Genomic DNA, 12,966 nt, shown 5'->3' on the forward strand with positions numbered 1-12,966 from the left:
GACTCGTGGCGAGGTGCTGATCTTAAACGCTTTTTAGTTGGCTTACAGCCGCAGCAGGGCCGAGCCCCAGGTCAGGCCGCCGCCCAAGGCTTCCAGCAGCACCAGCTGGCCGGGCTTTGCCCTGCCTTCTTCCATCGCCACCGCCAGCGCCAGCGGGATGGAGGCGGCGGAGGTGTTGGCGTGCTTGTCGACAGTGACGATAACGCGCTCATCCGGCAGGCCGAGCTTCTTGCCGACACCGTCAATGATACGGCGATTGGCCTGGTGCGGCACCAGCAGATCAATATCGGCGGCGGTGAGGCCGTTCTCGGTCAGCGCCTCATTCACCGCGCCGGCCAGCAGCGTCACCGCATGGCGGAACACCTCGCGCCCATGCATCACCAGATGGCCGGATTTGTCGGGCTGGCCGACAGCGCCATCCACATAGAGAATATCCGCCAGCTTGCCATCGGCGTGCAGATGGGTGGAGAGCACGCCAGGGCCATCCTTGGTCACGCTCTTGGCTTCCAGCAGCACCGCGCCGGCACCGTCACCGAACAGCACGCAGGTGGTACGGTCCTCGAAATTCAGGATCCGGGAATAAACCTCGGAGCCGATCACCAGCACGCTCTGCACCTGCCCGGCGCGCAGCATCGCATCCGCGACCGAGAGCGCATAGATGAAGCCCGAGCAGGCGGCGGCGAGGTCGAAGCCGAAAGCGTTCTTCGCGCCCAACGCCGCCTGGATATGCACGGCGGTGGAGGGAAAAGCCTGATCCGGGGTGGAGGTGCCGACGATGATCGCGCCCAGCGCCTCCGGCGCCAGCCCGGCCTTCTGAAGCGCCTGGCGCCCGGCTTCGGCGCCCATGAAGGCGGCGGTTTCATGCGGGGCGGCGAAATGGCGCTGCTTGATGCCGGTGCGCTCGGTGATCCAGTCATCCGAGGTCTCCACCCGTGCCGCCATATCGGCATTGGTGACGATTTGCGCAGGCAGATAGGCGCCGATGCCGGTGAGCACGGCGCGGCGAAAGCTCAGATTGTCATCAACCATTTTGGTTCGGCACCGGGGCTTCGGAGAGGATGGCGTGGTCCATCGCCGTCAGGGCGTCGGCGATGCGGCTGTTGAAATCATTGGCGATCATGTCCAGCGCCACATCCACCGCATGGGCGAAGCCCAGCGCATCGGTGCCGCCATGGGATTTGACCACCACGCCATTGAGCCCCAGCAGCACCGCGCCATTATAGCGGCGGGGGTCCAAGGTTTCCTTCAGGCGCTTCAGCGCGCCACGGGCGAAGAGATAGCCCATTTTCGCGAACGGCCCGGCGGAGAAAACCTGGCGCAGCAGGTCGCCTACCAGCTTCAAGGCGCCCTCGCCGGTCTTCAGCGCGACATTGCCGGTGAAGCCGTCGGTCACCACCACATCCACGGTGCCGGCGGCGATGTCGTGGCCTTCGACGAACCCGTAGAACTGCCCGGCGATCGGGCTTTCGCGCAAAGTATTGGAGGCGGCGCGCAGGGTTTCATCCCCCTTGCCTTCCTCGGAGCCAATATTCAGCAGGCCGAATGTGGGGGTGGGAAGCCCCAGCACAATGCGGGCAAACACCGTGCCCATCAGCGCGAACTCGACCAGATTACGGGCATCATAAACCACGTTGAGCCCGAGATCGAGCATCACCACATCGCCCTTGGCGGACGGGGCGATGGCGGCCATGGCTGGGCGGTCAATGCCCTTCAGCGTTTTCAGAACGATTTTGGAGAGGGCGAGCAGCGCGCCGGTATTGCCGGCGGAGATCACGCCTTCGGCCTCGCCGGCCAGCACGGCATCGATGGCCCGGCGCAGCGAGGAATCGCGCAGGCGCAGCGCCACCGTCGGCTTCATGTCACCGGTGATCACTTCGGCGGCGTGGCGCAGCTCGTACCGCCCGGCCAGGCGCTTGCACTTGGCCAGGACCGGACGCAGCCGCACCTCGTCGCCGAAAATCAGGAATTGCGCTTGCGGATGGCGTTCCGCGGCAATGTCGAGCCCCGCAATAATCGCGTCCGGCGCGTGGTCACCACCCATGGCATCCACTGCCAGTTTACTGCTCTGGCTCATCTCGCCCCTGTCTCGGGTTACACCACCATTTCACGCCATACCGCCATAGCGGTTAGACGCGAACGACGCCCTTGGCTTCCTTGCCGGCGCCGACGACTTCACGGCCGTCATAATGGCCGCAATGGGCGCACACATGGTGGGGGCGCTTCAGCTCGCCGCAATTGGCGCACTCGGCATGCGCGTTGGCGGTCAGCGCCTGGTGGCTGCGGCGCATGCCGGCGCGGGAGGGAGAGGTCTTTCGCTTAGGAACAGCCATGACAAAACGCCTTACAGAAAACAGTCTGAGTATTATGGAAGGCGCCGCGTAGCAGAGGCCTGAACGCATCGCAAGTCATAGCTGCTCATTATATTGGAAAACAGGGTACTAGCCCTCGGGCTTGGTCAGCCTCGCGGCCAAGGCGGCGAAAGGGTTGGCGCTATGGTCGCTGGCCTCTTCCGGCAAACTTGCCCCCGGCTTGCGCGGATACGGGTCCAGCGCCAGCCCCAGCTGCTCGGCCAGGGCGGCGCCGAGGTCGATGATATCATTGGCATAAGGGATTTCGTCGGGCGAATCGAAGGAGTCCGGGGTGATGTCCTCCTCATCCTCGTCGCTATCCTCAACCCGGGGCGCCTGGCCCATATGCGCCTCCGGCACGAAGCGCAGCGCAGCGGTCTCGTTCAGCTTGGCATCGATGGGCTCCAGGCTGACCACGCAGGTCTGGGTCAAAGCCGCGCGCATTTTCAGCGTGCCGGCGATGATACCCGAGCGTTCGTGCCAAAGGGTGAACTGCCCTTCGAGCTTTGCCAGCGCCACCAGCCCGAAGCGTTTGGCCAGCGCCGCGCGCTGCGCCTCGTCCGCCTTCAGGCTGTAGTCGAGCTTCTGGTCCTTGATCTGCCCGGCCTTCACCGGATAGCTGAATTCTTCCGTCATTCGTGCAATATAGACGCTGCGCATTGACACGTAAGCCCCTGCCATGAGACCCAACCGGGCGAGAGATCGCTCCCAATGTTTAAGGATAGACGCGTGCGCCTGACCAAGCTGTCCCAAAGCCTGCTTCTCTGCGCCCTGACGGGCCTGTCCGGCTGCGCCATCTTCTCCGACGCGCCGCATTATCGCGGCATTGCGGTGACGAATGATGAGTTGAAGCAGCTCACCCCGGGCGTGTCGCAGCAGGCGGATGTGCAGGCGCTGATCGGCCCGCCGACCTTCGTGGAGCAATATGACCCGAATAACTGGGTCTATGTCTCGCAGATCACCAAGATGCGGATCGGCCAGACCGAGGGCGTGAAGAAGCAGAGCGTCGTGGTCGTCACGTTCAATGGCAACGGCACCTATGAATCCTATGTCCGCAAGGATCTCAAGGACGGTATCCGCGTCGATATGGACGGCAAGCAGACGCCGGTTCCGGGCGGTTCCGCCGGCTTCCTGCAGCAGCTGATCGGCGGTGTCGGCAGCTATAACCCGCTGGGCACGGCCTCCGACAGCAGCGCTGGCGGTGCCGCTTCCCTGGGCGGCAGCTCCGGCGATATCGGCGGCGGCAGCTCCGGCAGCAGCTTCTAGCCGATGCGCCGGCGCACGCTGCTGCTCTCCGGCATTGCCAGCCTCGCCGCCGGCGGGGCTGGCGCGCAGATGGCGGCGACCCCGCCTTATTATCTCGGCTACAACCCGGCCAACCCGCAGGCGCCGGGGCTGGGCGACAAGATCGGCCCCGGCTTCTCACGGCTGGTGATCGCCCGCTGGGGCGATCTGCTGCAGCCGGATGCGCCGCCTTTCACCCCCGATGCGCTGAGCCTGGCGCAGGCGGATAACCAGTTTCCTTATGATGCGGTGATCGCGGCGCTGATCGCCCCGCCGCCGGCGCAGGATAATATCCCGCGCCTGGTGCTGGTGACGGCCAACCCGACCGCCCCGGCCAATATGCTGTTTCCCGGCGGGATGGACCGCCCCGCCATCGCCGGGCGCGAGCAGGGTGTGACGGTGGTCAATCTGCAATATCAGGCCGGGCGCTGGGTGACAGTGGTGGGCGGCTATCAGACCCGCCGCCTCTCCGATGGCACGCTCTGCCAGCTCTCCGGCCCAGCCGCCGCGCAGGTGGGGAGCACTGTGCAAGGCGTGCTGGCGGTGCAGGCCGGCAGCGCCACGCCCTGGGGCAATGTGCTGCTGGCCGAGGGCGATGCCGGCCCCTGGCTCAACCGCCTCTCCGGCCTGGGCTTTGGCTATGGCGACCCGGGCCAGGGCGCGCGCTATGGCTGGGTGGTAGAACTGGATGCGCTGAACCCGCTTTATATTCCGGTGAAGCGCACCGCGATTGGCCGCATCGCCCGCGCCGGGCTGCTCGCCACCCAGAGCAAGGATGGCCGCCCGGTGCTGTTCTTCACCCAGGACGCGCAGGCCGGCATGCTCTTCCGCTTCGTCGCCGCGACCAACGCCCAGGACGGCACCGCGCTCGATTCCGGCACGCTGAGCGTGGCGGTGCTGGGTGGCGATGGAATCGACTGGGTGGCCCTGCCGAATGACGTGCCGACTCTGGCGGGGCTGGCCAATGCCGGCGCCACCGCCGGCGGCGAGACCTTCGACGCTCCGGCCGGGCTGGCGCTGAGCCAGGATGGCGGCGCACTTTATATGGCCTGCGCCGGCAACGCCCAACGCAGTGTTGCCGATTCGCTGAATCCTGGCGGCGGCGAGGGGCATATCCTGCGCTTCACCCTGCCCGGCGGCGATGCCACAGCCCGGCATTTCCCCGCCACGCTGGCACTTGTCGCCGGCAATCCGGCGCTGCGCGAGGGCACGCAATACGGCCCCGGCAGCCAGGCCTGGCTGCGCAAGCCGCGCACGCTGGCGGTTGATCCGGCGGGCAATCTCTGGATCGGCACCGACCAGAAGGGCGATACCGAACAGAGCGCCGACGGGCTGTTCATCATGCAGACCAGCGGCCCAGCGACCGGCGCCCTGGCCTATGCCTATCTGGCGCCGGTGGGCGCCGCCGCCGGCGGTGTGGCCTTCGATGCCAACAGCAAGACCGCCTTTGGCGCGGTGCGCCATCCCGGCGCGACACCGGGGGCGAGCTTCGACCATCCGGAGACGCGCTGGCCGACCTTGCAGCCCAACATGCCGCCGCAGACAACGATCATCGGGCTGGTCACGCAATAATGGCCGAGATCCTGCGCGCTTTGCCCGGCTCGCCGGAGCTGGAGGCGTGTTTTGCCATCCGCATGGCGGTGTTCGTGCAGGAGCAGAAAGTGCCGCCGGAGGAAGAGCTGGACGCGCTGGACGCCAGCGCCACCCATGTGCTGCTGCGCCATGAGGGCCAGCCCGCCGCCACGGCGCGGGCGGTGGAAAAAGCGCCAGGTGTGTGGAAAATCGGCCGGGTCGCCGTCGCCGCCCCGTTTCGCAAATTCAGGCTGGGCAAGGCGGTGATGCAGGGCATCGAGGCCGCCTGCCCTGCCCGCATTTTCATGCTGGAAGCCCAGACCCATGCGATCGGGTTCTACGAGGCGCTCGGCTATGTCGCGGAAGGGCCGGTCTATCTCGATGCCGGCATCCCGCACCGGCTCATGCGGAAGGTCGTACAAACGCCATAAGCTTGGCGCGCAGATCGTCCGGCACCGGAACCGGCTTGTGGGTCTTGGCGTCGATCAGCACCAGCACCGTCTTCGCCTGCGCCACCAGCCGCCCCTCCTGGAACATCGCCTGCTCGATCACCATCGAGGTCCGGCCGATCGAGGCCAGGGCGGTGCCGGTCTCGACAATGCCGGGCCAGAATAATTCCGCCCGATAATCCAGCTCCAGCCGCGCCGCGACAATGCCGTATGCCGAGTCCCAGAAGCCGGGGACGATCTGCTCCAGCAAATCCGTCCGCGCCGTCTCCAGATAGGTGACGAAGACGGCGTTATTCACATGGCCCTGCCGGTCCACATCGCTATAGCGGATCTTGTCGTGGGATTTCAGCGGGAAATCGGAAAGCTGCATGGCCAGACTCAGAAATCCAGATCGGTGTAATGCGGCGGCGGGGTCATGCCGTTGACGCGGTCCGACAGGATGGCACGGAAGCTCGGGCGGGATTTGATCCGCGCATACCATTCCTTGGCCGCGGGCGAGACCGACCAATCGACATCGCCCATGAAATCCAGCGTGGAAAGCTGGGCGGCGGCGGCGAAATCCGCGACCGAGAGGCCCGAGCCCGCGAGCCAGCGGCGATGCTCCGCCAGCCAGCCGATATAGAGCAGATGCTGCTTCAGATTCGCATAACCGGCGCGCAGCGCGTTGGCATCCGGCGAGCCCAGCTTCAGCGCCGGCTTCAGCTGCTTTTCCCAATACAGGTTGCGGGTTGCTTCCTGGTAGAATTTCTCATCGAACCAGGCGACGAGGCGGCGGGTTTCCACACGCTCGGGCTGGGCGCGGCTGATCAGCGCCGTGTCCGGGTAGGCTTCTTCGAGATATTCGCAGATCACCCGCGAATCGGGGATGACCAGCCCGTTATCCTCGATCAGCGTCGGCACGGTGCAGGCCGGGTTCAGCTCCAGATAGCTGTCCTGGCGTTCCCAGATTTTCTCGGCCCGCAGCTCGAAGGGCAGACGTTTTTCCGCCAGCACCATGCGGACTTTGCGCGAATAAGGTGAGAGCGGCAGGTGATAGAGGATTCGCATGGCGCCTCTTATGGCAGGGGGCATTTTTTAACAAAAGCGGCCCCGCCGAGATTTTTCGCGCATGGGACACATGAACGCGGCGCGCATGAAAACGGCGCGAGGGCCAAAGCCACTCGCACCGTTATGGGTGGAAAAACTGCCCCCAGAGCCAAAATTTGCAAAAGTTTTTGGGGGGCGTAGGCAGCCAAGGTTCCATCGCCGCATCGCGGCGATGGAAAGCCGCCGGAGGGGTGGGGGCTTTTTTCAAAAAGCCCCACGACTTCACGCCGACTGCGCCTGCTCCGTCTCATCCAACGGCGCCGCCAGATATTTCACGAACTCCTTCGGCACGATCTGCCAGAAATGCGGGGCCTCGCGCTCCCAGTCATTCAGCAGCGTCGCGGCGTAGCGGCTTTCGGTCTCGGCGACATGGCGCTCCACCAGGCTCTTGAGCACGCCGGCCCAGTGGCTGGAATTCACCCGCTGCCAGTGCAGCGTCTCCTTGTTCATGCGCTTCTCGAAGATATTCGCACGGTCATAGACAAAGGCCACGCCGCCGGTGAAGCCGGCGCCGAAATTGTCGCCAACCTCGCCCAGGATCACCACCGTGCCGCCGGTCATATATTCGCAGGCATTGGAGCCCGCACCTTCAATCACCGCATTGGCGCCGGAGTTGCGCACCGCGAAGCGCTCACCCGCCAGACCCGCCGCGAACAGAGCGCCACCGGTGGCACCATAGAGGCAGGTGTTGCCGATGATGGTGTTCTCGTTGGTCTTGAGCTTGGAGGACGGGCCGGTGCGCACCACGACGGTGCCGCCGGAGAGGCCCTTGCCGACATAGTCATTGGCATCGCCCACCACTTCCAGCTTCAGCCCGTTCACCGCGAAGGCGCCAAGACTTTGCCCGGCGGAGCCGCGCAGCCGCACGGTCACGTGGTCCGGCTGTAGCTTCACCTTGCGGTATTTGGCGACGATCTGCGAGCTGAACTTGGTGCCGATGGCGCGATGGGTGTTGCGGATATTGTACTGCAACTGCATCTTCTCGCCGCTCTTGAAGAAGGGCTCGGCATCCTTGATCATCTGCGCATCCAGCGTCTCCGGCACCTCGTTGCGGCCCTCGCGTGTGCAGAAGCGGGCATAGGGGCCGGGGTCGGCCTGGGCCAGGATCGGGTTGAGATCCAGATCGTCCAGATAATCCGCGCCGCGCGAGACCTGGTGCAAGAGATCGGTGCGGCCGATCACCTCATGCAGGCTGCGGAAGCCGAGCTGGGCCAGGATTTCGCGCACTTCCTCAGCCACGAAGGAGAACAAATTGATCACCTTCTCCGGCGTGCCCTCGAACTTCTTGCGCAGCTCCTCATCCTGGGTGCAGACGCCGACCGGGCAGGTGTTGGAATGGCACTGGCGGACCATGATGCAGCCCATGGCGACGAGCGAGGCGGTGCCGATGCCGAATTCCTCAGCACCCAGCATCGCCGCGATCACCACGTCACGGCCGGTCTTCAAGCCGCCATCGGTGCGCAGCACCACATGATGGCGCAGCCGGTTGAGCATCAGCACCTGATGCGCCTCCGAAAGCCCCATCTCCCAGGGCATGCCGGCATATTTCACCGAGCTTTGCGGGGAGGCGCCGGTGCCGCCGACATGGCCGGAGACCAGGATCGCATCCGCCTTCGCCTTCGCCACACCGGCGGCGATGGTGCCGATGCCCGAGCGCGCCACCAGCTTCACGCACACCGTGGCGCGCGGGTTGATCTGCTTGAGATCATAGATCAGCTGCGCCAGATCCTCGATCGAGTAGATATCGTGATGCGGCGGCGGCGAGATCAGCGTCACCCCGGTGTGGCATGGCGCAGCTTGGCGATCAGCCCGGTGACCTTGAAGCCGGGCAGCTGCCCGCCCTCGCCGGGCTTCGCACCCTGCGCCACCTTGATCTCGATCTCCTTGCAATCATTCAGATATTCCGCGGTGACGCCGAAGCGCCCGAGGCGATCTGCTTGATCGCGGAGGAGGCATTATCGCCATTCGGGCGCGGCTCGGCGCGGGCCGGATCCTCGCCGCCCTCACCGGAATCCGAGCGCGCGCCGATGCGGTTCATCGCGATCGACAGCGTCTCATGCGCCTCGGGGCTCAGCGCGCCCAGCGAGATGCCAGGCGCCAGCAGCCGCTTGCGGATTTCGGTGATGCTCTCCACCTCGTCCACCGAAATCGCGGCCCGGCCTTCCGTACGGAAATCCAGCAAATCGCGCAGCGCCACCGGCTTCTGCTTGCGCACCATGTCCGAATATTTCTTGAACATCCGGTAGGAGCCGGTGCCGACGGCGGTTTGCAGCAGATGGATGGCATTATTGTCGAAGGCATGCGCCTCGCCGGAGCGGCGCAGGCGGTATTGCCCGCCGACATCGAGCGTGACCACATTGCCGCTCCACGCCTTCTCATGCAGCTCCAGCACTTTCTGCGCGATGCCGGGCAGGCCGATGCCGGAAATGCGCGAGGGCATGCCGGGGAAGAACTCACCCACCAAAGCGCGGGAAAGCCCGATGGCCTCGAAATTATAGCCGCCGCGATAGGAGGAGATGACGGAAATGCCCATCTTGGACATCACCTTCAACAGCCCCTTATCCACCGCCTTCTTGTAGCGGGCGACGCATTCCTTCAGCGAGAGCGCGCCGAACAGCCCGCGCGCATGGCGGTCCGCAATGCATTCCTGCGCCAGATAGGCATTCACCGAGGTCGCCCCCACACCGACCAGCACCGCGAAATAATGCACATCCAGGCATTCGCTGGAGCGGACATTGAGCGAGGTGAAGGTCCGCAGGGACTGGCGGACCAGATGCGTATGCACCGCCCCGGTGGCGAGGATCATCGAGATCGGCGCGCGCTCGGGCTCATCGCCTCATCGGTGAGGATCACGTGCGTGCAGCCGGCGCGCACCCCTTCCTCGGCCTCGCGGCGGATGCGCTCCAAAGCGCGGCGCAACCCACCCTCCCCGTTCGCGATCTTGAAGGTGGCATCCACCACGCAGGCGCTATCGCCCATGGTGCGGCGCATCGCCTCGAACTCGGCCGAGGACAGCACCGGGCTCTCCAGCTGCAGCAGGTCGCACTGCTCCTCGTTCTCATCGAGAACATTGCCGAGATTGCCCAGGCGGGTTTTCAGCGACATCACCCGGGTTTCGCGCAAGCTGTCGATGGCCGGGTTGGTCACCTGGCTGAAGCTCTGGCGGAAGAAATGATGCATGCCGCGATATTTGTCGGAGAGCACCGCGATCGGCGCGTCATCGCCCATCGAGCCGATGGCCTCCTGCGCGGTTTCCACCATCGGGTGCAGGATCAGCTCCATATCTTCCAACGAGAAGCCGACGGCGAGCTGGCGGCGGCGCAGCCCCTCGGCATCCAGGCGCACCGGCTCCGGCGCGTCGGTCTTCACGATATGGTCGATGACGGTGATGCGCTTGGTCCAGGCGGCGAAATCCTGTCGCGCCGCCAGCATGTCCTTCAGCTCGCCATCATGATAGAATTTCGTCTCCTGAAGATCGACGGCGATGGTCTGGCCCGGGCCGACCGCGCCTTTCTCGATGATGTCTTCCTCATCGAACTTCACCATGCCGGTCTCGGAGCCGACCACCAGCATATTATGGCGGGTGATCGAGTAGCGTAGCGGACGCAGCCCGTTACGGTCGAGCCCGGCGATGACGAAGCGGCCATCGGTGGCGCAGACGGCGGCCGGGCCGTCCCACGGTTCCATCACCGCGGCGCAATAGGAGAACAGATCCTTATGGGCCTGCGGCATCGTCGCGTCGGAGCTGAGCGAGGGCGGGATCATCAGCGCCTTGGCCATCGGCGCGTCGCGCCCGGCGCGCACCAGCAGCTCGAAGACATTGTCCAAGGCCGCCGTGTCGGAGCCATGCGCCTGCACCACCGGCTTCACATAATCCAGGAACTCGTCGAGCCCTTCGGCGCCCAGTCGGGTTTCGTGGCTCTTCATCCAGTTGATATTGCCGGCGACGGTGTTGATCTCGCCATTATGCGCCAGCATCCGGAAAGGCTGGGCCAGCTTCCAGGTCGGGAAGGTGTTGGTGGAATAGCGCTGGTGATAGATGGCAAAGCGCGAGACAAAGCGCTCATCCAGCAGATCCGGGTAGAATTCCGTCAGGCTCTCGGCCAGGAACATACCCTTATAAACAATCGAGCGGCAGGAGAGCGAGCAGAGATACAGCTCGGGCACCTGCGCCTCGATCGCCGCCTTCTCGATCTTGCGGCGGATAATGTAGAGCTCGCGTTCGAACTCATCCTCGGAAATGCCGCGGGCATTCCAGAGCATGATCTGCTCGATCTCGGGGCGGGTGGCATTCGCCTTCTCGCCGATGCAGGCGACATTGATCGGCACCTGGCGCCAACCATAGATGCGATAGCCGAAGCTCAGAATCTCGGTCTCGACGATCTGGCGGCAGCGCTCCTGGGCTGAGAGATCGGTCTTCGGCAGGAACACCATGCCCACCGCGATCGGCCCGCCATGCAGCCGGTCGCCGCCGCGCTTGACCTCGTCGGCGAAGAAATCTTGCGGGATTTCGATATGGATGCCAGCACCATCGCCGGTCTTGCCATCGGCATCGACGGCGCCGCGATGCCAGACGGCCTTCAGCGCGTCGATGCCGGCCTGCACGATGTCCCGGCGCTTCTTGCCATCCAAGGCGGCGACAAGGCCGACGCCGCAGGCATCATGTTCCATGTCGCGCGAATAGGTGTGTTCCAGGGCCTGGACGTTAGCGTCCCAGGCGGCGAGGAATTCGGGTGCGGTTTCGTGATTCATCTTGGGATTACTCCGCGGCCTGCGCGATGTGTGCGGCTTGGATGGAACGATGGATGGCGGCGGCGGCGTCACGGCCATCGCGAATGGCCCAGACGACCAGCGAGGCGCCACGCACAATGTCACCGGCGGCATAAACGCCGGGCAGCGAGGTTTCGAAAGTCTTCGAATCGACCTTCAGCGTGCCCCAGCCGGTGAGCTTCAGCGCCGGCTCATTGAAAGCGCCCGGCAGCTCTTCCGGGTCATAACCCAGCGCCTTGATCACCAGATCCGCCTTAACGGTAAAGGACGAACCCTCGATCGGCTCGACCGACTGGCGGCCGGAGGCGTCAGGCATGCCCAGATGCATGCGCACGGCGCGCACGCCGGTGATCTTGTCGTCGCCCAGGAAGGCTTCCGGAGCGGAGAGCCAGGTGAAGGTGACACCTTCCTCTTCGGCGTTCTTCACCTCGCGCAAGCTGCCCGGCATGTTCTGCTTGTCGCGACGATACAGGCAGGTGACGGATTTGGCGTCCTGGCGGATGGCGGTGCGCACGCAATCCATCGCGGTATCGCCGCCGCCGATCACCACCACATCCTTGCCGGCGGCGTTCAGCAGCCCGGACTCGTAATCCGGCACCGCATCGCCCAGGCTCTTGCGGTTGGAGGTGATCAGATAATCCAGCGCCTTGACGATCCCGGGCAGGCCGGCACCGGGTCCGCCAATCTCGCGCGCCTTGTAAACACCGGTGGCGATCAGCACCGCGTCATGATCCTGACGCAGCTGCGCGAACGGGATCGCGCCGCCGATATCGGCATTGAGCACGAACTTCACCCCGCCCTCTTCCAGCCATTTCCAGCGGCGCAGCACGATCTCCTTCTCCAGCTTGAAGCCGGGAATGCCATAGATCAGCAGCCCGCCGACGCGGTCATGCCGGTCATACACGGTCACCTGATAGCCCTGGGCGCGCAGCCGCTCCGCCGCCGCCAGCCCGGCCGGTCCGGCACCGATGATGCCGACACTCTGCGGCCGCTCGGCGATGGGGAAATCGGCTTCACCCAATCATTCTCGAAAGCGGTATCGGTGATATAGCGCTCGACCGCGCCGATTGTGACCGATTCGAAGCCTTTTTCGATCACGCAATTACCCTCGCACAGCCGGTCCTGCGGGCAGATGCGGCCACAAATCTCGGGAAATGTGTTGGTTGCGGAGGAAAGCTCATACGCTTCCTCAAGCCGCCCCTCGGCGGTGAGCTTCAGCCAGTCCGGGATATTATTGGAGAGCGGGCAATGCACCGAGCAGAACGGGATCCCGCATTGCGAGCAGCGGCTGGCCTGCTCGGCGGCTTTTTCCGGCACGAACTTGTCGTAAATCTCGTTGAAATCCTCGCGGCGCAGCGTGGCCGGACGTTTCTCCGGGGTCTGCTGCGGCAGATTGATGAATTTCAGCATGCGCTCGGCCATGTTTCGCCTCGTTCGTCTGGGATCGTCGTCGGGTT

At 64.7% G+C, this 12,966-nt stretch carries 9 protein-coding genes and 2 pseudogenes; 3 read left to right on the top strand and 8 right to left on the bottom strand.

Annotated elements, in window-relative coordinates; all coding sequences use genetic code 11:
• Positions 1-42: 42 nt before the first annotated feature.
• The 4 genes from GT370_RS04885 to GT370_RS04900 form a co-directional block, all read right to left on the bottom strand.
• On the bottom strand, positions 43-1,029 hold the full coding sequence (locus GT370_RS04885) for a beta-ketoacyl-ACP synthase III (RefSeq protein WP_008492899.1): 987 nt from the start codon (positions 1,027-1,029) through the stop codon (positions 43-45).
• Entirely contained in the window at positions 1,022-2,074 is a 1,053-nt protein-coding gene (plsX, locus tag GT370_RS04890) for a phosphate acyltransferase PlsX (protein ID WP_026438649.1), read from the bottom strand. Before plsX ends, GT370_RS04885 begins: the two co-directional genes overlap by 8 nt.
• Before the next feature lie 52 nt (positions 2,075-2,126).
• Positions 2,127-2,330, bottom strand: coding sequence for a 50S ribosomal protein L32 (gene rpmF, locus GT370_RS04895; protein ID WP_008492897.1), 204 nt, complete (start codon positions 2,328-2,330; stop codon positions 2,127-2,129).
• Between the two features lie 108 nt (positions 2,331-2,438).
• Positions 2,439-3,008 carry a DUF177 domain-containing protein gene (locus GT370_RS04900; protein WP_240376569.1) on the bottom strand — a complete coding sequence of 190 codons (570 nt, stop codon included), beginning with the start codon at positions 3,006-3,008 and terminating at the stop codon, positions 2,439-2,441.
• A 69-nt stretch (positions 3,009-3,077) separates the two neighbouring features.
• On the opposite strand from GT370_RS04900, the gene GT370_RS04905 reads away from it, so the two are divergent.
• From GT370_RS04905 to GT370_RS04915, 3 genes are read left to right on the top strand one after another with little or no spacing between them, the layout of a single operon-like run.
• Positions 3,078-3,614, top strand: a complete 537-nt coding sequence (locus tag GT370_RS04905; protein ID WP_008492894.1) for an outer membrane protein assembly factor BamE — start codon at positions 3,078-3,080, stop codon at positions 3,612-3,614.
• 3 nt (positions 3,615-3,617) lie between these two features.
• On the top strand, positions 3,618-5,204 hold the full coding sequence (locus GT370_RS04910) for a PhoX family protein (protein WP_270183971.1): 1,587 nt from the start codon (positions 3,618-3,620) through the stop codon (positions 5,202-5,204).
• Positions 5,204-5,635, top strand: a complete 432-nt coding sequence (locus GT370_RS04915) for a GNAT family N-acetyltransferase (RefSeq protein WP_008492891.1) — start codon at positions 5,204-5,206, stop codon at positions 5,633-5,635. The genes GT370_RS04910 and GT370_RS04915 overlap by 1 nt, the downstream gene beginning before the upstream one ends.
• Here GT370_RS04915 and GT370_RS04920 read toward each other — a convergent pair.
• From GT370_RS04920 to GT370_RS04935, 4 genes and pseudogenes are all read right to left on the bottom strand, one after another.
• Positions 5,607-6,023 carry an acyl-CoA thioesterase gene (locus GT370_RS04920; protein WP_008492890.1) on the bottom strand — a complete coding sequence of 139 codons (417 nt, stop codon included), beginning with the start codon at positions 6,021-6,023 and terminating at the stop codon, positions 5,607-5,609. The genes GT370_RS04915 and GT370_RS04920 overlap by 29 nt on opposite strands.
• 8 nt (positions 6,024-6,031) lie before the next feature.
• On the bottom strand, positions 6,032-6,700 hold the full coding sequence (locus GT370_RS04925) for a glutathione S-transferase family protein (RefSeq protein ID WP_008492889.1): 669 nt from the start codon (positions 6,698-6,700) through the stop codon (positions 6,032-6,034).
• A 261-nt stretch (positions 6,701-6,961) separates the two neighbouring features.
• Positions 6,962-11,491: pseudogene (gene gltB / locus GT370_RS04930) on the bottom strand (glutamate synthase large subunit).
• A gap of 7 nt (positions 11,492-11,498) precedes the next feature.
• Positions 11,499-12,931, bottom strand: a pseudogene (locus tag GT370_RS04935) (NAD(P)-dependent oxidoreductase).
• Positions 12,932-12,966: the final 35 nt, after the last annotated feature.

Source organism: Acidocella sp. MX-AZ03 (genome assembly GCF_027626035.1).
In the GTDB taxonomy this organism is placed as follows: Bacteria; Pseudomonadota; Alphaproteobacteria; order Acetobacterales; family Acetobacteraceae; genus Acidocella; species Acidocella facilis.